Source organism: Shewanella sp. 10N.286.51.B7 (assembly GCF_002873615.1).
In the GTDB taxonomy this organism is placed as follows: Bacteria; Pseudomonadota; Gammaproteobacteria; order Enterobacterales; family Shewanellaceae; genus Shewanella; species Shewanella electrodiphila.
Genome location: NZ_MCUF01000023.1, coordinates 99,307 through 122,579, shown reverse-complemented (window position 1 = coordinate 122,579; position 23,273 = coordinate 99,307). Strand labels below are relative to the sequence as shown.

Annotated in this window: 22 protein-coding genes and 1 tRNA gene; all 23 read left to right on the top strand. The window is 40.0% G+C overall.

The genetic code is table 11. The features are described 5' to 3' along the window. Nucleotides 1–243 precede the first annotated feature (243 nt). The 23 genes from BCU84_RS05800 (at nt 244) to BCU84_RS05690 (ending at nt 23,215) form a co-directional block, all read left to right on the top strand. The gene (locus BCU84_RS05800) at nt 244–1,104 is read left to right on the top strand and encodes a PHP domain-containing protein (protein WP_102527143.1); all 861 of its coding nucleotides are present in this window, start codon (nt 244–246) and stop codon (nt 1,102–1,104) included. Then, nucleotides 1,101–1,721 carry an L-threonylcarbamoyladenylate synthase gene (locus BCU84_RS05795; RefSeq protein WP_102527142.1) on the top strand — a complete coding sequence of 207 codons (621 nt, stop codon included), beginning with the start codon at nt 1,101–1,103 and terminating at the stop codon, nt 1,719–1,721. Before BCU84_RS05800 ends, BCU84_RS05795 begins: the two co-directional genes overlap by 4 nt. 235 nt (nt 1,722–1,956) lie before the next feature. Then, nucleotides 1,957–2,745 carry a ScpA family protein gene (locus tag BCU84_RS05790; RefSeq protein WP_102527141.1) on the top strand — a complete coding sequence of 263 codons (789 nt, stop codon included), beginning with the start codon at nt 1,957–1,959 and terminating at the stop codon, nt 2,743–2,745. A 31-nt stretch (nt 2,746–2,776) separates the two neighbouring features. Next, on the top strand, nt 2,777–3,364 hold the full coding sequence (gene scpB / locus BCU84_RS05785; protein ID WP_102527184.1) for an SMC-Scp complex subunit ScpB: 588 nt from the start codon (nt 2,777–2,779) through the stop codon (nt 3,362–3,364). Continuing rightward, nucleotides 3,365–4,237 (top strand): 23S rRNA pseudouridine(2605) synthase RluB, encoded by an 873-nt coding sequence (gene rluB / locus BCU84_RS05780; protein WP_102527140.1) that lies wholly within the window; start codon nt 3,365–3,367, stop codon nt 4,235–4,237. A gap of 238 nt (nt 4,238–4,475) precedes the next feature. After that, nucleotides 4,476–4,808, top strand: coding sequence for a hypothetical protein (locus tag BCU84_RS05775; protein ID WP_102527139.1), 333 nt, complete (start codon nt 4,476–4,478; stop codon nt 4,806–4,808). Between the two features lie 111 nt (nt 4,809–4,919). Next, nucleotides 4,920–5,010: transfer RNA gene (locus BCU84_RS05770), tRNA-Ser, on the top strand. A 308-nt stretch (nt 5,011–5,318) separates the two neighbouring features. Beyond that, nucleotides 5,319–5,756, top strand: coding sequence for an N-acetyltransferase (locus BCU84_RS05765; RefSeq protein WP_102527138.1), 438 nt, complete (start codon nt 5,319–5,321; stop codon nt 5,754–5,756). Between the two features lie 696 nt (nt 5,757–6,452). Continuing rightward, nucleotides 6,453–6,818 (top strand): cupin domain-containing protein, encoded by a 366-nt coding sequence (locus BCU84_RS05760; protein WP_102527137.1) that lies wholly within the window; start codon nt 6,453–6,455, stop codon nt 6,816–6,818. Between the two features lie 95 nt (nt 6,819–6,913). Beyond that, nucleotides 6,914–7,453 carry a GNAT family N-acetyltransferase gene (locus tag BCU84_RS05755; RefSeq protein ID WP_102527136.1) on the top strand — a complete coding sequence of 180 codons (540 nt, stop codon included), beginning with the start codon at nt 6,914–6,916 and terminating at the stop codon, nt 7,451–7,453. A 67-nt stretch (nt 7,454–7,520) separates the two neighbouring features. Beyond that, nucleotides 7,521–7,886, top strand: a complete 366-nt coding sequence (locus BCU84_RS05750) for a hypothetical protein (RefSeq protein ID WP_102527135.1) — start codon at nt 7,521–7,523, stop codon at nt 7,884–7,886. 31 nt (nt 7,887–7,917) lie between these two features. Continuing rightward, nucleotides 7,918–8,493, top strand: coding sequence for a YdeI/OmpD-associated family protein (locus tag BCU84_RS05745; RefSeq protein ID WP_102527134.1), 576 nt, complete (start codon nt 7,918–7,920; stop codon nt 8,491–8,493). A 126-nt stretch (nt 8,494–8,619) separates the two neighbouring features. After that, nucleotides 8,620–9,042 (top strand): GNAT family N-acetyltransferase, encoded by a 423-nt coding sequence (locus BCU84_RS05740; protein ID WP_102527133.1) that lies wholly within the window; start codon nt 8,620–8,622, stop codon nt 9,040–9,042. A gap of 322 nt (nt 9,043–9,364) precedes the next feature. Then, nucleotides 9,365–9,829 carry a GNAT family N-acetyltransferase gene (locus BCU84_RS05735; RefSeq protein ID WP_157936197.1) on the top strand — a complete coding sequence of 155 codons (465 nt, stop codon included), beginning with the start codon at nt 9,365–9,367 and terminating at the stop codon, nt 9,827–9,829. Between the two features lie 229 nt (nt 9,830–10,058). Next, the gene (locus BCU84_RS05730; protein ID WP_198589531.1) at nt 10,059–10,556 is read left to right on the top strand and encodes a nuclear transport factor 2 family protein; all 498 of its coding nucleotides are present in this window, start codon (nt 10,059–10,061) and stop codon (nt 10,554–10,556) included. 83 nt (nt 10,557–10,639) lie between these two features. Then, complete coding sequence (locus BCU84_RS05725) at nt 10,640–11,038, top strand: ACT domain-containing protein (protein WP_102527131.1); 399 nt, start codon at nt 10,640–10,642, stop codon at nt 11,036–11,038. A 259-nt stretch (nt 11,039–11,297) separates the two neighbouring features. Beyond that, nucleotides 11,298–12,470 carry an HlyD family secretion protein gene (locus tag BCU84_RS05720; protein WP_102527130.1) on the top strand — a complete coding sequence of 391 codons (1,173 nt, stop codon included), beginning with the start codon at nt 11,298–11,300 and terminating at the stop codon, nt 12,468–12,470. Beyond that, nucleotides 12,460–13,509, top strand: coding sequence for a DUF2955 domain-containing protein (locus BCU84_RS05715; RefSeq protein ID WP_102527129.1), 1,050 nt, complete (start codon nt 12,460–12,462; stop codon nt 13,507–13,509). The genes BCU84_RS05720 and BCU84_RS05715 overlap by 11 nt, the downstream gene beginning before the upstream one ends. 67 nt (nt 13,510–13,576) lie before the next feature. After that, nucleotides 13,577–14,674: an AraC family transcriptional regulator gene (locus tag BCU84_RS05710; RefSeq protein WP_102527128.1), complete on the top strand. Its 1,098-nt coding sequence runs from the start codon at nt 13,577–13,579 to the stop codon at nt 14,672–14,674. A 288-nt stretch (nt 14,675–14,962) separates the two neighbouring features. Then, nucleotides 14,963–16,081: an AI-2E family transporter gene (locus BCU84_RS05705; protein ID WP_102527127.1), complete on the top strand. Its 1,119-nt coding sequence runs from the start codon at nt 14,963–14,965 to the stop codon at nt 16,079–16,081. Between the two features lie 6 nt (nt 16,082–16,087). Further along, entirely contained in the window at nt 16,088–16,750 is a 663-nt protein-coding gene (locus BCU84_RS05700; RefSeq protein WP_102527126.1) for an ion channel, read from the top strand. A 62-nt stretch (nt 16,751–16,812) separates the two neighbouring features. Next, complete coding sequence (locus tag BCU84_RS05695) at nt 16,813–18,408, top strand: response regulator (protein WP_102527125.1); 1,596 nt, start codon at nt 16,813–16,815, stop codon at nt 18,406–18,408. A 55-nt stretch (nt 18,409–18,463) separates the two neighbouring features. Continuing rightward, a complete protein-coding gene (locus BCU84_RS05690) occupies nt 18,464–23,215 on the top strand; it encodes a response regulator (RefSeq protein WP_102527124.1) in 4,752 nt (1,583 codons plus the stop codon). Nucleotides 23,216–23,273: the final 58 nt, after the last annotated feature.

Genomic DNA, 23,273 nt, shown 5'->3' with positions numbered 1-23,273 from the left:
TAAAGTTAGTCATTTAAATTAAATCTCTTGAGTTTAGGTCTTATATCTAAAAGGTTAGCAAAATGCGTTTGGCTAACGTATGCCTTATAGAAGACCTTAGCTGGCCTTTAAAGTCAATTGAATATTTCTCAAATTTGGCATTTTTTTATCCACGATGGTAAAAGCTGCATCAATTTGCTGAAAATGTAGCAAATAATCGAGACTGGTTAAGCATTTCAACAAAGATTAAAGTACAATAACGTTATGATAACAGACACTCTCTTGGCCGATCTGCATAGCCATACGACCGCATCTGACGGCGTACTCACTCCATCTGAACTTGTTGAACGCGCGATTACAAAGGGCGTTGAAATGTTAGCGATAACCGATCACGACACTGTCGCCGGTTTAGCTGAAGCACATGAATTTAATCGCCAACACGCAACCCCATTGAAACTTATTGATGGTGTAGAAATATCTACTCGCTGGAATAATTTCGATATTCATATTGTGGGGCTAAATATGGATAAACAAGACCCAATTTTGCTCAATTTTTTGACTCGCCAGCGTGAGCTTCGAGAAGAACGTGCCCAAGAAATTGGGATACGCCTTGAAAAAGCGGGAATTGAAGGGGCTTACGAAGGTGCAAAACATTATGCTGATGGCGCAGCAATCAGTCGCGGACATTACGCGCGCTGGTTAGCTGAAAATGGCTACGCGAAAGATATGCCCAGTGTTTTTAAGCGCTATTTAGCTCGCGGTAAAACCGGTTATGTTCCCAATAATTGGGCTGACATGGCCAATGCTATTGAGATTATTCATCAATCTGGCGGCATTTCTGTTTTAGCACACCCTAGTGGCTACAAGTTGTCAGCGAAATGGCTTAAGCGTTTAGTGCGTGAATACAAAGAAGCAGGCGGCGATGCGATGGAAGTCGTATTAGGCCAACAAAGCATTGATGATCGCGCTAACTTAGTCGCTTTAAGCCATATGAACAACCTGATGGGTTCAATCGGCAGTGATTTTCACTTTCCGAGTAATTGGATTGAGTTAGGAAAAAATTTATTCCAGCCTGCTGGTATTCAGTGGGTTTGGCAATCAGAATCTTGGACGGAGCGCACATGAGCCAATTCTTCTACATACATGATGAAAACCCGCAGGCAAGATTAATAAGCCAGGCGGTAAACATATTAAAACAAGGTGGGGTTATTGTTTACCCGACTGACTCAGGTTACGCACTGGGCTGCATGATTGGCGAAAAAGATGCCATGACGCGCATGGCACGCATTCGTAAAATCGATAACGACAATAACTTCTCTTTAATGTGTCGTGATTTATCTGAGCTTGCGAACTTTGCCCGCGTAGATAACCAAGCTTATCGTTTACTTAAAAGCTGCACACCTGGGCCTTACACGTTTATTTTTAAGGCCAGTAAAGAAGTGCCGCGCAGATTACAGTGCGATAAAAAGAAAACCATTGGTATTCGTGTGCCTGATAACCTGATTGCTTTAGCACTATTAGAAGCATTAGAAGCGCCGATTATGTCCACCAGTTTGGTGATGCCAGACGAAGAGTTTGCAGAATCTGATCCTGAGCATATCCGCGATATACTAGAGCACAGTGTTGATGCGATTATTCACGGTGGTTACCTTGCTGAAAACCAAACGACAGTGATTGATATGTCTGATGGGGACATGGTTATTGTGCGTGAAGGCGCTGGTGATATCAGCTCATTTGAATAAGGCTTCTGATCAAATTACTGGGCATTTATTGAAGCTGTATAACTTTTGACCTGCAAGTTTGTGGGATAGTTGTTTCAACCCTAAGCAATAGTGCGTATAATCGCGCGTTCGGTAATTTCTAGCTATAATTTTGACGTAGTAGCCAGAAGAAAGGGTAAAGCGCTTTGGCATTCAATGGGTGTTAATGCTTGTTTTAACCTTCTGATATTCAGTCATTAATTTAAGGAATGAACAAATGCAGGGTATACAAAAAAGTTTACCCCTCGCGGTTGTTCGCGGCGAAGCCATTGATGCAATGCCGACGGATTTGTTTATTCCACCTGAAGCGCTTGAAGTGTTTTTAGAGACATTTGAAGGGCCGTTGGATTTATTATTATATTTAATTCGTAAGCAAAAACTTGATGTTGTTGACTTGCCGATTGAGAAAATTACTACTCAATATTTAGTTTATATTGATATTTTAACTGAAGCACGTATTGAGCTAGCTGCAGATTATTTAGTGATGGCAGCGACACTTGCGGAAATTAAGTCTCGGCTATTGTTACCGAAAATAGTCACCGCAGACGAAGAGGAAGAAGATCCTCGCGTCGTACTCATTCGTCAGTTAAAAGCCTATGAAGTGATCAAGCAGGCAGCGGCCGATATAGACGCTTTGCCAAGATTAGAGCGAGATGTTTATTTAGCACAGGCTAAAGCTGCGCCGAATATTAAGCCTGTGATCATGCCACCTGAAGTATCATTAGTTGATATCGCTCAGGCGTTTTCTGAGGTGTTAAAACGAATTGATGCTAACGAACATCATCATGTAAAACGTGAATTGTTATCAACTCGCGAACGTATGAGTCAGATCTTAGCCAAACTATCGACAGAACATTTTATTCCTTTTACTGACTTATTTGATGTGAGTGAAGGCAAAGCCGGTGTGGTAGTAAGCTTTTTAGCCTTGATGGAGTTAGTCAAAGAGCTGTTAGTCGATTTGGTTCAAAATGAGCCGTTAGCACCGATTTATGTCAAAGCGTTTTAATCCGCTTTCACAAGATACGAGAAAGGACATCATGCAAATAAATGACATTCAATTAAAGCAATTAATCGAAGCCAGTCTATTTGTAATGGGAAAACCGCTCAGTATCAAAATGATAAAAGATACCGTATTAGTTAAGTTTGATGTCTCACGGGTAAGAATTAAAGCTTGCTTGGATGAGTTGCAACAAGATTATCAAGAGCGAGGGGTACAACTGGTTGAAGTGGCCAGCGGTTATCGCTTTCAAACCCAAGAGCTGTTAAGTGAATTCTTACAACCTTTGTGGCAAGAAAAATCCCCTAAATATTCACGGGCGACGTTAGAAACCCTAGCGGTGATTGCATATCAGCAACCAGTAACGCGCGGTGATATTGAACATGTAAGAGGTGTGGCCGTCAGCAGCCACATAATAAAGAGTTTAGCTGATAGACATTGGGTAAAAACAGTAGGTCATAAAGAAGTGCCAGGGCGACCTGCACTCTATGCAACTACCACAGAGTTTTTATCCTATTTTGGCTTGAAAGCGTTAGCGGATTTACCGTCGCTGACGGATGAAGAGTCATTGCAGGCACTATTTGAGAAAGTTTCAATGGTGCCACAACAAACAGAAGAGTCGAACTAGATGAGCGAAAAATTGCAGAAAGTCTTGGCCCGTGCAGGCCATGGCTCCCGTCGTGAGATGGAGGCATGGATTGCTGCAGGCCGTATTAGTGTAGACGGAGAAATTGCCAGTTTAGGTGATCGCGTTGAAGCAGATGCCAAAATCCGCATTGATGGCCGTGCCATCGTGATCAAAACTGAAGAAGACATCATTTGTCGTGTATTGGCTTACCACAAGCCAGAGGGCGAAATTTGTAGTCGAAAAGATCCTGAAGGAAGAACTACCGTATTCGAACGTTTACCAAAAATTCGTGATTCACGTTGGGTAGCGGTAGGTCGTTTGGATATTAATACTTCAGGTTTATTACTATTTACATCAGACGGTGAGCTTGCAAACCGTTTAATGCATCCGTCAAATGAAGTTGACCGTGAATATGCGGTCCGTACATTTGGTGATGTATCAGAAGCAGCTGTGCAGCGTCTGCGTAAAGGCGTGACCTTAGAAGATGGCCCAGCTAACTTTGATAGCATTAAACCTGCGGGTGGCGAAGGCCTGAATAAGTGGTGGCATGTGACACTTAAAGAAGGACGTAACCGTGAGGTTCGTCGTTTATGGGAGTCGCAAGAAGTACAAGTCAGCCGTCTTATCCGTGTTCGTTACGGCATGGTTGAATTGCCAAAAGCGCTACCTCGTGGTGGTTGGACTGAGCTTGATATGGAGCAAGTAAACTACTTGCGTCAATTAGCTGGTTTAGAGCCAGAAACACGTACATTACTGGGTACCGATAAACACAGTGTTGCACGTGCTCAAGTTAAAGGCGCTAAAATTCGCCGCGCAGTACGTAAGCATAAAACTGCCGCTGCACGTCCTAAAACGACACGTCAACGCAGCTAAGTCCACATTGTTATATACAGTGTTAGTTATACAGTGTTAGTTATACAGTGTTAGTCATACAGTGATGACAATCGTCAGTTAAATAAAGGTCGCCTAGTGCGACCTTTTTTATTGCCCGTCATTTAGTGGGAATTACACATTTATCAGTGAGTTTCTTGAAACTGAGTATATCGCTAACTATATTTAATTTGATGATATTTTCATCACTTGCGTGTACTTACAGATAAGGGAGTATTTAATGAATAAGTTAATCGTCATATTGGTAGCTTGTCTTTTATATGGCTGTGCGTCAGCCCCAACATGGAAAGGGATGTCAGAGAGAGATATCGCTGAGTGGAAGGCTATTGGTTTCGATGCAGCTCAAGCACAAACTTGGAGTAAGAAAGGTTTTAACGCTGAGCAGTCTCAGCAGTGGAGTAAAGCTAGCTTTGATGTTGAGTCAGCTATGGATTGGTCTAAAGAAAAGTTTAACCCTGAAGAAGCGGCAACATGGAAACAAGCAGGTTTTAAATTAGATGATGCCATTGATGATCGTGCTAAAGGCCTTACGCCAGTTAAAATGGATAAATAGGTGTATTTTTCAGCATTAGGACCCCAATTGATGCTCAAATAGCCAAATGAACAAATTTATTCAATTTCTACTTTACAGCAGCGAGGGAGATAGCTATTATCTCGCTCGTTCGGAGAGATGGCAGAGTGGTCGAATGCACCGGTCTTGAAAACCGGCATGGGTTTGTAGCCCATCTAGGGTTCAAATCCCTATCTCTCCGCCATATTTATCGAAAGAGCCCGTTATTGAAAAATAGCGGGCTTTTTTGTGTCTGAATTTTGGAACATTGCAAATTGGTTTGTAGCGCAATCCATTTAGGGTTTAAATCCCTATCTCTCCGCCATATTTAGAAAAGCCCGCTAATTTATTAGCGGGCTTTTTGCTATCTAGAATTTAATAAATAAAACAACATAGGTTTGTAGCGCATCAATGTAGGATGATATAAATTAATAACTTGAATGGTCGACTTTATCGGTCAAGCCCTTCACTAATCGTTAGGCGTCTAATCTAGTACGGAGGAATTGCATCATTATGGATTACACCTTGCGTAAAGCGAAAGACAGCGACTTAGATTATTTATTGCAATTACGCCGTCTAACTATGGATGATTATTTATCACAGGATGGTGTTGATATTAGTGATGAGGAACATGTCTTTCGTATCAAGTTCAATTTTGCAGATGCCAAGATTATACTTGTAAATGGAGTTGAGGCGGGTTTGTTTAAGGCAAGCTACACTGCGAGCAATTCCCAGTGGTATATCTATCAAGTTCAGATACATCCTAGTTACCAAGGCTTTGGTATTGGGCGTAAATTAATATTTAATTTGTGTCAGCAAGCACTAAGAGATAATTTATCTGTAGGTTTAAGTGTCTTAAAAAGTAATCCTGCAAAAAGCCTCTATGAAAGGCTAGGTTTTACTGTTACAGATTCGAATAACAGCGAGTTTGAAATGGCATACAATACCTAACAAATCCCTAAATCAAGGGACGTAAAACAGCAGGCTTGAGCCCCTTCGCCGCTAATTTTAGCCAACTATTTTACGCCGGTTAGGCAAGTGTGAGGCTATATAATTTCTACAAAATTGCCGAGGTTAATTCCTATCTACAAATAGAATTGGTTATTTTTGGAACTATAAATTATATAGCCACCCATTCTTAGTGCTATTTTGACAAAAACAAAATCAACACTTTAAAAGTTAATGTCAGCATTATTGTTCAAGATAAATACACATGCGCATTTTTATGGCTGGTATATTGATGTTTTTTTGAGTAATGTAATTAAATTCAATTATTTAGTGTTACATATTTTCACAGGCCTGAAGTGATAAATGCACATGGCACTATACAGCTGTTGAACTAAGCCGCTGCGCGGAGCCAAATGAGGACTTAATCGAGTATATTATCCTCATTGAATTAGCTAGAATTAAAAAGATGTGATGGAACACAACAATGATAAGGAAATTTCAATGAAAAAAGTACATACCAAGCCATATCATCAATTCAAAACAGCTCTACAGCCCAGAGCCAGTATCAAAAAAAGCAAATTTCTTTAGCATAAAGCATACCAAATTAACCTAGACTGGCATCGGCCAAGTCCAACAAGCGATTTATGCCCTGCAAACAGCGCAACGCATAAATACTAAAACGTTAGGTGCAAGGTCGATATGAAATATTCTCCGATAAATATTAAAAATAAACTTTCGAAATTTGATGAGTTATGGTCTCCAAGAGTCATTGCTGAAATGAATGATTATCAATTTAAATTAGCTAAAGGTGAGGGCGAGTTTGTATGGCATTCGCACGACGATACCGACGAAGTTTTTATTGTTATTGATGGCACTTTAGAAATTGAATTTAGAGATGGTAAAGTTCTTCTTACAAACGGTGAAATGTTCGTAATACCAAAAGGTGTTGAGCATAAACCATTTGCTAAGGGACTTTGTCAGGTTTTACTTGTTGAGCCCCAAGGTGTCACAAACACTGGAGAGGCAGGTGGCGAGTTAACTGCTGATAACGACATCTGGGTTTAATTAAAGCTAACAAGACATTCAATTGTACTTAAAACAGTTGGCTTTTCGTTCATGCCTCACTTAATTTTAGCCAACAATTTAATCGAGTTCAGAGTATGAAAGTAGTTCCAGCAGAAAAAGAAGATTTAGAGTTATTCTTTTCGTATCTTGAGAATCAGATCTCAGAAAATGGTTGTAGAGAAAATCCACTTTTTCAGCCTATATCAAAATATGAAAATGAGCTTTCAAAAACCAGTAGAGAAAAGTTCAAAAAAGGCTTTGATGTGAGTTTTGGTGAGTCTGGTTGGAGAAAACTCTGGCTTGCAAAAGGTCAAGACGGTTCAATTAAAGGTCATATTGATCTGCGTAATCATAGTGATGAAAACATAACGCATAGAGTTTTACTCGGTATGGGTGTTGATAGCACTTGCCGTAAGCAGGGAGTTGGCAAAAAACTGATTGATACAGTGGTTGCTTTTTGTCATGAGGCTCCAGCTATTGACTGGCTTGATTTGTGTGTGCTTTCTGAAAATACTCCTGCTAAAAACCTTTATTTAAAATTAGGCTTTACCGTTGTTGGCGAGTTCCAAGATCAATACAGAATTGATGGTCAATCGATCTCAGAAACAGCAATGGTAAAGGGTGTAAAAAATTAGGCAGAACAAACAATTCCGACTGACGCCTACGGTGCAGCTGAATTGAGCGTTATATGCACGGAGAAGCATGAGTAATCTGCATCGAAGCGAATTTTTGAACGAGGTTAAAAAATTCTTTCCTGAAGTTACAGATAAATTCAACCAGCAAGATGGTTTACTTTCTTTTGAGGTAGATGTCTTTGTTCAATTTACGCAGAACCAGATTGACTCAAGCTCACTGGAACAGACGAAATTAGCACTTATCCTTTTAGATAAGTATTACCAAAATGGTAATAAAGCACTACATGAGTTAATAAGAAATGCGGTTTGCGAAGACTTAAATTTTTCAGATACCAATAACACTAAACGAGCATGGGCATATAGTTTTCTTTCTGCACAATTAAAAACAGAGAGGAATTCTTGGCTAAAGTTTATGGGGTATAGTGGTGTTTAAGTGCATATTATGCCAAAGAGAACCTAATTAGATGCCTGAAGCAGATTTGTCGAGAATCAAGACATTTGTAACATCAAAAGACCTCAGTGAGTGGCTCGCTGAGCATCATGCAACTGAAAGTGAATTATGGGTAAAAATATTCAAGAAAAATTCTGGAACCCAGAGTGTTACTTGGAATGATGTAGTGATAGAGGTTTTATGCTATGGCTGGATTGATGGCATAAAAAAGTCAATTGATGAGCAAGCTTATCTGCAGCGCATAACTCCTAGGACGGTACGAAGCAACTGGTCTAAAAGGAACACAGAACATGTTGACCGTTTAATAAGCGAAAACCGAATGAAAGAAGCTGGGTTTGTGCATGTTCATGCAGCGAAAGCGGATGGTCGTTGGGAGAATGCCTATACAGTGAGTAAAATGGAAGTCCCAGCAGATTTCTTAACTGCTGTGGAAAATCAGCCTAAGGCAAAATTGTTTTTTGAAAAGCTCAATAAGTCGAGTCGCTATGTTATCGCTTACGGCTTAACAAGTGCGAAGAAACCAGAGACTAGACAAAGGCGGTTTAAAAAATTCATGGACATGCTTGTTAAAGAAGAAAAGCCGACTTAACTCCGTATAAGCCTAAAAGCATGGAAAGGTCGTTTAACTTAGCTGAAACTGTGGCTTAAGGTGCGATTTACTCCACATGTTAACCCGCTGCTTTAGTTGGCTTATTGCGGCATTAGGAGATTTGTGATGATTTCATATCAATCAACAGCCGATCTTTATGCATCGGCAGATATTACATTTAAAAACATGCGTTCATACTATGAACACCATTCTGTAAATTGGGAACAGTCTACGATACATGAGCAAATTGTTGACCTAGAAAACTGGGACATTCTTTTCAACGGATCGGTGGTGGGTGCAATTCGTTTAGCCTTTGATACTGATGGCTGCTATATCCGAGATCTACAGGTTAGTGAAACATTTCAAAATAAAGGTATTGGCGCAGCTGCCCTGGCAGAGTGTGAACGGTTAGCAATCAAAGCTGGTGTAAATCAACTTAGGTTACGAGTTCTTAAAATTAGTCCTGCATATCATCTATACATTAGGAATAACTTTGAGGTCAATAAAGAAGAAGATAGGTTCTTTTACATGTCGAGAAAAATCTCTTAGTTAATAAGGACTGGCCGCGCGGATTTGTGTGCTTATCCCAAGTGTTGAACGGGGTTAATTGACTATTACAAACCCTCTATACTCCTTCTGGTTTTTCTCTTTACTCCCTTTATATTGAACTGTTGTCATCTTTTGGCTCGGGGATATTTAATTTCAAATTTCCCCGCTTTATAAGCTATTTATAAACGGTATTGACCACTACAAACATTGATTTTATCACTTAGCTTTGGCAACGTAAGAGGCTTATCCGTCTGCGGTCTTTGAGGTTAATTGTTTTTTTGATCGCTGCCGTTGAGTTTCTCTTATATAAATGAGTGAAAGCATGCCCAAATCAAGGTTAGTGTTAGCAAGTGCTGAAGATGCGTTACAGTTAAAGAATTTAGCTGTAGATGCTTTTCAAGCCGATTTTGAACAATATGGCAGTTTCCCTCCGCATATTGAGTCAACAGCGTGGCATTTACAAAGTGTGGAAGCGGGGCATTACTACCTGATTAAATATGGTGATGAAGTTGCTGGTGGCATTCTTGCTGTGATTAAAAACCATCAAGAAATTGAAATAAAATACTTCTTTATTACGCCAGATTTTCAAGATAAGCGCATTGGTTCTCAAGTGGTTAAACAACTTGAGAGTCACTACCCAAGAGTGACTTGTTGGTCACTGGTTACTCCCTTTAAAGCATTTCGAAATCACCATTTCTATGAAAAACTCGGCTATGTCAAAGTGGGTGAAGTGCAGCCTGATATTAATGAGCCTTTTTGGTTGTTTGAATATCAGAAGACTATGTAATTGGAGTTTGGCTGTAAATCAAAAATGAATATGACCTGATGAGTTGCGATTTGAACTTTAATTCAGTAGGTTACATGTTTAATTAGTGATTGCTTATGTGTTAAGTGTATTTACCAATGTATTAAGTATTAAGTATTAAGTATTAAGTATTAAGTATTAAGTATTAAGTATTAAGTCGCTAGTTGAGTCACTAGTGCAATCATTTGTGAATAACGTAAAAGGAAGTGTTATGAAAACAAGGATTTCAACCCGAGTCTTATTAGGCTTTTTATCAGTAATAATATTGATGCCATTGTCTACTATCGCAGATGAAGTGAAGCAAAAATCTGATTTTGATTACGCTGCATTTACCCAAGTTTACTTTGAGGCTTGGAAGGGGACACAACAGCCAAATGCTACCGCGCAAGACTTAGAAAACTACTTATCGCTATTAACCGATGATATTGGTTATCAACATTTACCGTGGAGTGATGATGATAGCCGTCAGCCAGATGGCAAAGCTGCACTTCGCAAAGGAATGACCTATTACCTTGCGTCACACGATGAGTATTCCGCCACACTGACTAACTCAGCTTTTGGTCACAATGTCATTATGATTGAGTTTGATACCGTTGCTAAAGGAACACATCCAGATAATGGCAAAGTATTTCAGCACGATAATTCATCGTTCGAAGTGCTTGAAATTGAAAACGGAAAAGTGTCTGTGATTAGACATTACAGCCAATAATAAATCATAGAAGTTGTTGGTTAGCTGATTAAAGTTTGTTGGTTACCTGATTAAAGGTATTGTATGAAATTAAGGGGAATGCAATGACATCGGGCATTACAGAATTATCACAACTTCTGGCAGACATGTCGCCAGAGTTACAAGCTGGCGAGTTTGTGTTTTGCAGTGTGAATGGACAAATTGCAGATTATGCACATTTAGAACCGCTTTGCTGTTTTAAAGAACAAGAAGGCTTAACGTTAGTATTAACTGTAGAAGCTGCTATTCAGGGCTATCTGGCATTTGACGTTCGGTTTAAACAAATTACGTTAAGCGTACATTCGAGCCTTGAGGCCGTGGGCTTAACAGCAGCAATTTCTCACAAGTTAACGGATTATGGCATTAGCGCTAATGTCATCGCGGCTTACTATCATGACCATATATTTGTACCAGCTGATAAAGCGTCATTAGCCATGCAAGCATTAAAAGAGTTTGCTGCTTAATTTTTCTGCTTAGTAAAGAGCATCCCTGATTAGTCATCACCTTTCTTAACATAGCTATTGATTCATTTCGCAACTAGCGAAACATATTAGCCCAATTGACAATGAATATAACTGGCTAATTTTATAGTTATATTTGAGTTCTACATCGAAATAATTCTATACTGCATTAACAGTAACAACTCACCAATTTGTTGTTAACATTTTGATGAGCTAGTCACGTTATTTAGCTGCGTTCAATGCATGGATTCAAGGGAAGGTTATGACTGATAAGAATAAAGAAGTTTCTTCAACTGAGGTGGCTGTTAAGGCAGAAGAAGCTCAGCCTCAAGTCGACAATGCTCCCGAGGCCGATACGCCTGCTGAAAAAGCCAAAAATCAAAAAATTAGAAAAGTGACTAACATGATCCTTCTTGTGGTTGCTTTTTTGTTTGTGTTTCATCTTTTTGCAGACCGTTATATTCCTTCAACCGATTTAGGACGTATGCGTGGCTATGTGGTACCGATTACGCCGCAAGTTTCAGGTGAAGTGATTGAAATTCTGACAACGCCAAATACCCTCATTTTAGAAGGAGAAGTCCTCGCACGGATTAACCCAAGGGATTACGAAATTGCACTTTATACCGCTGAGCAAAATGTAACTCAAGCTGGGCAAAATATGGGGGCGTTAACGGCTAATGTGACAGCCGCAAAAGCCAAGGTTGCCAATGCTGAGGCCAACCTAACAAATGCGAAAGTTCAGTCCAAACGTATTTTTACCATGGTTGAACAAAATGTTATGTCAAAAGCGGATGCCGATAATGCCCGAGCTGAATTAGCTAGCGCAGAGGCAGGCGTTGCTGCAGCAAATGCTGACCTTGCTAAAGCAGAAGAACGTTTAGGTTCAGAAGGTGAAAATAATACCGCAGTCAAATCAGCGTTACTGGCACTTGAGCAAGCAGAACTTAACCTTGCACGGACAGAAATCAAAGCGCCAACTAATGGCGTAGCTTCCAATTTTCGTTTAAAAGAAGGGTTTTATGCCAGTGCTGGTCAACCTGTGATGACCTTTATATCTTCAGAAGATGTGTGGATTGAAGCCAACTTTAGAGAAAACAGTCTAGGTAACATGAAAACAGGCGACAAAGTTGAGTTTGCACTCGACTATGCGCCAGGAAAAATATTTAGCGGTAAAGTGGCATATATTGACTATGGTGTTGATTGGGGCCAGAACGAACAAACAGGTAAACTTGCACAAACTACAGGGCAAACAGGCTGGTTAAGACAATCACAACGTTTTCCTGTGACCATTGTATTTGATGAAGATGAAGCCAAAGGGCTACGTCGTGTTGGTGGTCAAGTTGATGTAATGGTATATACCCAAGAAAGCTCAATGATGAATTTATTTGGCAAATTTTGGATCCGTCTAGTCAGTTGGTTCTCTTATGTCAGATAGTACAGCAGCTACAATTGATCCTGTCCTAGAAGAAGCGATTTTTACACGTCGAGTGCTTCGCTTCACTCTGGGTATCGGTTTAGCTGTGACTATTTCAGCGATATTTGCTTGGCAACTGGCTTTTATTGTTCCCGTGCTTGTGGCTAAGTTTTTAGTGGATAGAACCGAGCCTACGGTACAAACAGTCTATGAATTATTAATATCAATGGTGGTCACGATTGCCATTGCTTGGTTGGTCAGTTTTGGGCCGGTGCAGTATCCATTAGTCTTGCTACCTTTATTAGCGTTATTGATGCTGTGGGCTTACTACTTATTTTCTGATCCTAAGTGGAATTTCTTTGCCACTATTTTGATTGTTTCAACTTTGGTTTTACCTTACTTAGGTATATTGCACCCAGGTGCAGCGATTGTTGTTGGAGTCGGGTTGAGTTTTTCTGGTGTAGTGTCGGTATTGATTTTTACTCTGCTGCATATTTTATTACCTGATTTATCTCCCAATCGTGAAACGCATATTGCCGCAGGTTTGACCAATGACCAACGCCTTTATGAGTCTGTTAGGGCGTTAATCATCGCATTTCCAGTTATCACCTTTTTCTATTTTTTTGAAATCACAGGTGCACTGTTAACGATGATTTTTATTGCGATTTTATCGTTGCAATCAGCTGGAAGTAAAAGTGTAAAAGTCAGCCTATTTTTATTGATAACTAATGGCATTGGCGGTGCATTGGCAGTGGTGTTTTATAACTTGCTTGTTATCGTGCCTGAGTTAGTTTTTTATGTTGGCTTAGCGATGATATGCGCACTTTTTTTCAGTCAAAAAATATATTCCGACCCCGCTAAAGCGCCTATCTTTGCCGGTATATTTTCTGCGTTGCTTGTGGTCGTTGGTTCGACTGCATCCTCCACCGATGCGGATGTTGCGACAAACTTTTATATTCGTATAGCGCAATTGTTTATGGTGGGAGTTTATATGGTTGTTGCATCTTTCTTTTTAGAAACTCGTAATTGGAAGTTTTTGACTAAAAGAAGCGCTGTATAAGTAAATAAATATGGAAATAAGGAAGCTTAACCTTGTTGTAAACGCAGCTAAGTGAGAGGTCATAAAAGTGCAGTCAAAACGTCATGCTAAAAAGCTTACCTCTTCAACAGGCGTTATGAGCTCAAACAAAGTTGAGACTTCAATCGCTGCTGTCGATGCGGGATTAGAAGGCGCTTTTATTCCGCTATTAAGAGCTGAGTATATTGCGCCCTTTGTCGCTAGACTTAAAGACTTTGATAACAATGTCTATCCACTCATTGAGCAAGCTGGTTTACCTGCTAGTTTATTAACTTCTAATCATGATTATGTTTCTGAACAAGCTGTACTCAATTTACTTAAATTAATCTCTGCTAAACTTGGCAGTAAGCGCTTTTCTGAGTGGTTATTTCAAGTCGCTCGCACTATTTTTGTTCCTCAGCACTTAGCTAAGATCACGCTGAATGGCACTGTTAAACAAGCTATTGTCGATTTTACCCATGTGGTTAATTTAGAGTCAAAGCAAACCAATGTTCATCTTAAAACAGGCTTGGGTAAAGTCTGGTTTGTTAGGCATCGCTTAAAAAATGATCCTATTGAAAGTAGTGTGGCTGAGCAATTTGCGCTTACCATGATGGTGGAGCTTGTACGTTCACTCACTCAGGCTCAATGGCAACCTGCTGATATTGCTTTGCAGTCAGCAACTGAAGTCGATTACCTCAACGTCCTTAAACTTAATCAGCCACAGGTGTTTTATGGTAGGCAAGTTACCGCATTGAGCATTTCTGACTCGGTACTTGCTGGAAAAGTGAAACTGAAAAATGGCTGGCAACAGGTGATGAGCCCGGTTGTTGAAGGCCCTAAAGGTTTTGTTGAAAGCCTGCAATTTGCTTTATTGCCTTATTTGTCTTTGGGGCGCATTCCCGTTACAACGGCTGCCGATTTACTTGGGCTCAGTGTCCGCACACTTCAAAGAAGATTAAGCGAAGAAGGAATGAGTTACAGGCAAATGGTAGATGGCATCTGTTTTAAACAGGCAAAAGAAATGCTGTCTGATGGTGCCATTTCAGTGACTCAAATCTCTGCGACATTAGGTTATTCTGATGTCGCTCACTTCTCAAGGGCATTTAAGCGAATGTCTGGGCACTCTCCTAGAGTGTTTCGTCAAAACATCTCAATAGATCAATAGCGATCTAAGGCGCCTTATTTAAACGCTTTAATTAAGTGGATTAACTCATCGTTTTATATCGTAAAAATACACATATGCAGATTTTAATGTTCTTTTATTAAACTACTGATGGATAATGAAATGTTTTTGTGTTGTTGCGGATGTTTTATTGCCTCAGTTGCGCTATATTTTTAATCAGAATTGTTTCGAAATTACTTTTGTTTAAATAGCTTAGCAACGCAGTGCTGACATCTTGAGTTGTTAAATTTACTTTTAAATGGAATGACACTAAACCAGGGATAGACATATATGAGTGATAAACCAATTTCGACCTCTGCAGAGTTTACTCATGCAGCTGTAGATGCCGCGATAAAAATTGTACTAATTTTTATCATGGTGGTGTGGTGTTTTAAAATTGTTCAGCCTTTTATTATGCCTATTCTGTGGGGCGGTATTATTGCGATTGCCTTATATCCAGTCGTTAAGCTTATTAGCCGCAAGCTTAAACTGACAGTGGTTAAGTCTAGTTTATTAATCACGCTGCTATGTTTAGCTTCTTTAATTGCACCCACTGTACTGTTTTCTGGCGCAATAGTGTCAAGTACACAAGATTTTGTCGCTGAAGTGCATGATGGCACTTTGGAGATCCCAGCGCCAAAAGAGTCTGTCGCAGACTTACCGTTAATCGGTGACAAGTTATATAACTTTTGGTCTTCTGCCAATTCAGATATTGAGATGCTGGTAAAAACCTATGCTGACGAGATAAAAGCTTTTTCAACCAAGGCCGCGGGTGCTTTTGGTAGCTTTGGCATGACCGTATTACAGTTTTTAATATCCATTATTATTGCTGGCGTATTTATGGGCAAAGCTGAAGGCTCAAATCAAATGTTCCACAAAGTGTCAGTGCGCCTTGCTGGAGAACACGGCGAAGAGTTTTCAGCTCTTGCTGTTGCGACAGTCAGAAGTGTGGTGCAAGGGGTCATTGGTGTTGCCTTTATTCAATCTATTCTCGCGGGAGTGGGCTTAGGGCTAGCAGGTGTCCCTGGTACTGGGATCTGGATGCTTATGGTACTTATTTTAGCCATTATTCAATTGCCGCCAATTTTAATTTTAGGTCCTATCATTGCTTATGTATTCAGTGTTGAGTCTTCAACAACGGCAATTCTGTTTATGATTTGGAGTATTCTTGTGAGCGCAAGTGATGCCTTCTTGAAACCTATGCTCATGGGGCGTGGTGTTGATATTCCAATGTTAGTCATCTTATTAGGTGCCATTGGCGGAATGATTTTGTCAGGGATTGTTGGCTTGTTTGTTGGTGCTGTTGTACTGGCATTGAGTTACAAGTTATTTACTGCATGGTTAGTGGTCGAAACTGCCGAAGTGGATACTGAAGCATTACTTCCAGAAATTGAAAAAACCGAAGGATAATAGTTGATGGGTACCCCTATGTCGCAAGAAGACAACTTTAGTTATTTACTGGGGTCTTTAGTTTTAGTGTTATTAAGTGCGGCACTAGTCGAGCAGTTTTTTGATTCGGGGCAAATGATCGTTGTTGCTACAACGGTAATGAGTTTATCCATTTCAGTTATTGGCTTAGGCGCCAACAAAAAATGGATACGCTCAACTTTTGGCTTAATGATAACAACCTTATTATTTGCCAGCATTGGTTCAGTTTTTGAATTATTAAACCTCGATATTCTTGGTTTACTCACCATATTATCTTTCTTAATTGCAGCAACTTGGCGCGCGGCCAAACAAGTTATTTTTAGCGGCAAAATTTCATCAAACCAAATTATTGGCTCTATCTGTATATTTTTACTTTTAGGGCTTATTTGGGCATTTATTTACCTACTGATTATTGAAATATTTGGTGTCGCCTTTAATGGCGTAGAAGTGAAAAAGTGGACTGATAATTTATCTTTGGTGATTTATTACAGCTATATCACGCTTTCTACCGTGGGGTATGGAGAGATAACCCCTGCAATACCAATAGCCCGTTTTTTTGCATTCTTTGAAGCCATATTTGGCCAGTTCTATATGGCGATTATTGTTGCAAGTTTAGTGGGTGCCAAAATGTCTCAGAATGAAAAAGAATAATAAGTGACTCAAACTTTACCTTTCGTTGAGTAAAGTGATTGAATCTGCTTAGAAGAGGTCACATGGAGTTATCAAAGAAAAATGTGTTAATTGTTGATGATATGGATGCCATCCGAAAAATCAGCTCCGATCAGCTCAAACGTTTTGGTATTGGTCATGTTTATCAAGCAGAGAATGGTGCCAAGGCACTAAAAATACTGCAAAACTATCATATCGACCTGATCATTTCTGATTGGAATATGCCGGTGATGACAGGTATCGAATTGCTCTGTGAAGTAAGGCAGACTCCTAAGTGGCAACACCTGCCTTTTTTAATGATAACGGCCGAAGCTGCAAGAGAAAGGGTTAGCGCCGCCATTAGTAAAGGGGTTACTGATCTTGTGATTAAACCTTTTACTACTGCTACCTTGCAGCAAAGAGTGTTGCAATGCTTACAAGGTCAAATCAGTAATAAAGTTTCTTCAATTACTGCAAAAGAGTTAGTTGCTAATCCGCTAGACAGCTTACAACAAGATGAGCATCTACAAGACATCTCACCGACAAATAAAATCAAAAAGTCTTCAGTGTTGGTGGTGGACGATACCACTGAAAACCTCACTTTAATTGGCGGCCTACTAAAAGATGACTATCAAGTTAAACTGGCAAAAAATGGTCAAAAAGCCATTGAGATTGCTCAATCTGATAATCCGCCTGATTTAATTTTACTAGATATTATGATGCCAGAGATGGACGGCTTCGAAGTATTAAAACGGCTTCGTGAGCACCCTCAATCCACCCATACTCCTGTTATCTTTGTAACAGCACTGACAGAAGATAAGTATCAAGTGCAAGGACTTGATGGTGGCGCTGTAGATTTTATTAGTAAGCCGATACAACCAGAGTTATTAAGATTGAGGGTTAGAAACCTCATGGCTTATGTGCAGATGCATAAGAATCTGCAATCCGACTTTGACAATATGGTGGCCACCGAAAAGTTGAAACAAGAGGTTCAACAGGTGTTACAGCATGATTTAAAAGGTCCAATAGCTGGATTGATGGCACTGATAGAGCAAATCAAACATGACCCCCATATTTCTAAAAGCAACCATGAAAATGCTGATATTGCTGAAGACATGTCATTTCAATTACTGAATATGATCAATATGTCTAGTGAGCTTTACAAGATTGAAACCGGTCGATTTAACTTGCAGGCAAAGCCATTTTCAATCATCAACTTGCTGCAAAAAATGATTGCAGTGTTGAAGAAAACCTTCCAAGTAAAACATCTACTGATATACCTAGATTGCGAAGAAAATGGTGATGAAGATTATCAAGTGATGGGGGATGAGAGCCTCAGTTATTCGATGTTATTTAACTTGCTTAAAAATGCCTGCGAGGCTGCGCCAAATAAAACTCGAGTATCAATTTCTCTATCTCGCTCAGAAGATGAAGATAACGCTGCACCTATGCTGCGAATAAGCATTCAAAACCTTGGTGTTGTTGATAAAGAGATCCGTGACACCTTTTGGCAAAAATATACCTCAGCTGGAAAGGATAATGGCACAGGCATAGGTACTTACTCAGCTAAACTCCTTGCAGAAGCTCAGCGAGGTAAAGTGTCGCTGAGCGTCGATGATGAAAACAATACCACTAATATTTCAGTTTTTTTACCGCATTAACCAAGTTGATTTTATTTTATAGGGTTAAGTCGAATGAGCAGGTTTAGGATTGCAGATGGATATGAATAGCACGTTATTATTTTTGTCACTGGGACTCTTGTTTTACTTGTTCTGGTTATTCGTTCGATTACGTTCTGAAGCGAATGAAGATATTTCTCGTTTTTTTGAAAATGGTCGTAATCGAGTTTATATCGGTTCTATTGTGTTCTGTTTTCTAGCATTGATATCCTCTATTTCTGCGATTGGGCTAAATGTGGCTTATAAACAAGATTTGCAAAGGAGTGGACTTGCATTAAAGTCAGTTGCCTTGACGACAGATGCCGCGTTGTCATCTTGGGTTAAAGGCTGGGAAGACAGAGTCAGAACGGTTGCTACAAATCCTTTGCTGCAATTACGAACAAAGGAACTTATAGAAATTGGTACCGATTCCGAATTATTGTTGAATAGTGAGCACCTCCAATGGTCTCGTGATGCTTATAACCGTTATAGCTTGTCTTTTGGCTCGTTAGGTTTTTTTATCATCACGCTAGAGGGAGACAATATTGCTTCAAGTCGAGATAGCAACCTTGGCGTAACTAATATTGTTAAGCGCGAACATCCTAATTTGTTTGCCGAAGCTGTCAGCGGAAATATCGTAATTACACCGCCAATGCGTTCAGACATTATATTAAAAAACCCGTATGGAGTTGAGCGTGAAGATACACCTACCATGTTTGTACTCAGTCCTATTGCCCAAGATGATGGCTCTATCAGCGCAGTACTAGCTTTAAGAATTGACCCTTATTTAGAGTTTTCTACACTTACTCAGAGCGCTATAGTAGGGGAGACGGGCGAATCTTATTTTGTCGATTCTAAAGGCCGAATGTTATCTCATAGCCGTTTTGAGGAAGACTTAGTACCCCTTGGCTTGCTTGAACAAGGCCAATTGTCAGTATTAAACTTTCGCGTCACAGACCCCTTAAAAAAATTGACCTTAGCGTCACCAGCAGATGAAAATCATGATGATAAGACACTGACCTATGCCGCTAAGCAGGTAACTCTACAGTTGAATGGCAATAGTAACGAGCGTTATAGAAACTATTTAGGCGTTGATGTCATTGGCGCTTGGAAATGGGATAACCGTTATGGTTTTGGCATTGTCACTGAAATGTCTATTAAAGAAGCAAGCAGTAATTATCAGTACTTTAAAGCGATTATTCTTATCCTGATAAGCGTTATTGCTGTGTCCTGCATCTTAATTACCTTGGCGACTTTATGGCTGAGTCGCCACGTGCTGCTTCGATTACAAGTGAGTAATGAAAGGTTAGAAAAAACCATATCCATTCGCACCAAAGATTTGCAAGAGCGTGAGCATCGATTATGGGATTTATACGAGAACTCTGCAGTGGCCTATGCCACTTTAGATATTAACGGTAAATTTACTAAACATAATAAACAATTTGCTGATATTACTGGCTATGACCGAACCGCTTTTACCGATTTAACTTGGCATGATGTGTTAGGGGCCAAAGATGGTGAAGGTCAGCAGATTTTTGATGCTGCAATAAAAGGTATTGATACTTCTGATGCTCGACTAGATTTAATCTCTCAATCAGGAAAAGTATTGGCAGTTTCGTTAACCGTGCGCACAGAGTTTACAGAAGAGGGCAAGTTAACTGAAATTCGCTTGTCACTGCTTGATATTAACGATCAAGAAATTGTTAGAGCTGAAATGTTGAAAAATCAGCAACAATATCAAACCTTGGTAGAGAACATACAGGGAGCTGTATTTCGGTGTAATTATGTTGATATAGACACTAATAATTTCACTATATTCTATATAAGCCCTAATTTTGAGCATATTACTGGTTATCCTGTAAGTGATTTTATTGGTAAAAGTGCCTCAAGACGGTTTGTTGATTTAGCTATTGGTGGTGACGGGGATAAGTTTTTTCAAGTTGTGCGTAATGCCGTATTAAATCGCGAAAAAGTGCTTGTAGACATGCGCATTCTGAATCGATTCGGTGAGTTGCGATATGTGCAAATTATGGCGCAATTTGAAGCAGGAGAGAATCACGGCGAAGGCCACTTTGATGGCACTATATTTGATGTCACTGAACAAAAGTTAGCCGAAAACTTATTGCTTGATTCGGAAGAAAAACTCGAAGTGGCCGCCAAAAGTGCGCAAATGGGCATGTGGGATTTCTACCCCCATGAGAACCGCGTTGTCGTTAATCGAATGTACAATCAAATGTTAGGTTATGACCGCCTTGATATATGTATCAACGCAGATAAATGGTCTGCTCTTATCAATGGGGCTGAAACATTTGCCAATTTGATCCACCCTGACGATAAAGCTGAGCTCCTCAATGAACAGTTGACCGCTTCAACAGGTGAGAATAAAGTTTTACGCCAAGAATTCAGAATGCTGCGAAAAGATGGCGGTTATGATTGGATCCTTAGCATTGGCCAAACCTATCAGTATCGCGAAGATGGCACCCCGGAACGGATCAGTGGTGTTCATATCAATGTGAACGCGGCGAAAGAGTTAGAACGTGAACTAGCAAAAGCCATCTCAGAAGCTGATAGTGCCAATAAGGCTAAAGGTGACTTTTTAGCCAATATGAGTCATGAAATACGCACTCCAATGAATGCCATTATCGGCATGTCTCATCTTGCCTTAGAAACAGACCTTAATCGTCAGCAACGTAACTATATCGAAAAAACCAATGCTTCCGCGCAATCATTATTAGGGATTATTAATGACATTCTCGACTTTTCAAAAATTGAAGCGGGCAAGTTAGATATTGAAAATATAGACATCAGTATTGATGAGCTGCTTAATAATGTCAGTAATCTAATTGGCATAAAGGTGTCCGAAAAAGGGCTTGAACTGCTGTTTGATATTGACGATGCCATACCTGAAAATTTACTCGGTGATTCACTTCGAGTTAGTCAGGTATTGATAAATTTAGCCAATAATGCGGTTAAATTTACCGAAAAAGGCAACATCATCATTTCTGTCAAACTGGATAAACTGACCACAGAGCAAGCGTTCATTACGTTCTCAGTGACGGACTCTGGAATAGGTATGACAGAGGAGCAGCAGTCTCGACTATTTAATGCGTTCTCACAAGCTGACGCCTCAACGACTCGTAAGTACGGTGGTACGGGATTAGGCCTAGCGATTTGTAAAAACCTTGCAGAGTTAATGGGTGGTCAAATTAGCTTAACCAGTGAACCTGGCGTGGGCAGTACCTTTAGTTTCAACTTACCATTTGATTTAAGCCCAATTACGTCTTCGACTATATATCACGAAGATATAACTGATCTTAAAGGCAAAAGTGTATTACTGGTTGATGATAACCAGGTCGCAAGAGAGATCTTATCGAATTTACTCAGTCGTATCGGAATGAAAGTTAACGCGCTGGAACGAGGTCAACAAGCGATAGATATTCTAGCGGAAGGTGACAGTCCTGATGTTGCTATTGTTGACTGGCAAATGCCTGACGTTACTGGTGTTGACGTTGCTCGATTTATTGGCAAGCTCCCTGCTAACCGTAAACCAAAGCTCATTATGATAACTGCATACGGCAAAGAGGACTTACTCTTTAGCGCAGCGGATGTACATTTTGACAGTATTTTAACTAAGCCCCAGACGCAATCGAGTTTGATGAAAGCGCTGTCTTTTGTGATGTCTGAGTCTATCAATCCATTGAGTCATTTACGTGATGAATCGGAACTCTCCAAGGCGTTAGTCAAATTAGCTGGCGCAAACATTTTGATTGCAGAAGATAATGATTTAAATCAAGAGTTGGTTGAAGAGTTACTTAACAGTAAACATATTCAGACAACGATTGCTAATAATGGACAGGAAGCAATAGAGAAGCTTGCCCTTGAACATTTTGATGGCGTTCTTATGGACTGCCAAATGCCAGTTATGGATGGATATACCGCTACATCAGTATTACGTGGCATACCAGAAAATAGCGATTTGCCAATTTTAGCGATGACGGCGAATGCGATGGCGGGAGACCGAGAGAAAGCGTTAAATGCTGGCATGAATGACCATATTCCAAAACCGATTGATGTCGAGGCGATGTTTATTACGATGGCAAAGTGGATAACACCTGCCAAGCCAATAACGCCAGTGGCCACTCCTGCTGACACATCTAATACTACATCTTCGCGAGTTGACAATATCAGCGCTGATGGAGGACGCAGTGAAGCTCAGAACGGGACATTTATCAATACTGTTCATATCAATAAAGCTCTGGGGTTAATGCGCACCCAAGGTAATGAAGGGTTATACCTTAAATTATTGGTTAAATTTGTTAGCGGTCAGTCAGGATTTGTTGGCGCGTTTTCACGTGCAACAGCTGTTAACGATGAGTCATTGGCAGCACGTTTAGTGCATACCCTTAAAGGCGTTGCGGGCAGCATCGGTGCTGAGAAGTTAGCTGAATTAGCTGCGCAACTTGAGCACGGATTAACTGAGAGTGACCTTAACCTATTATCTGAAGTAGGTGCTGAACTAACACACGTTTGCGAAGAGATCACCTTGCTGACGCCAAAAGAACAAATTCAACAAACTCAGCTATTATTAGATAAGCCATTAGCAATCAGGACGTTAGAAGTATTAGTGACTATGTTAGAAAGTTTCGACATGGAGGCCACGGAATACCTCGACACCCATGGCGAATGTTTGAATATAGATCCATTAATACATAACTATAAGCTACTTGAAAAACAATTAAGCGAGTATGAACTGGACACAGCAATGGAAATAGCTAAGCAAATGATTGAGCAATTAAAGGCGCTTAATTAATTCTGATTAAATACGTTACGAAAATATGCGAGTAAGCTCAGCAACGATAAGGAATACC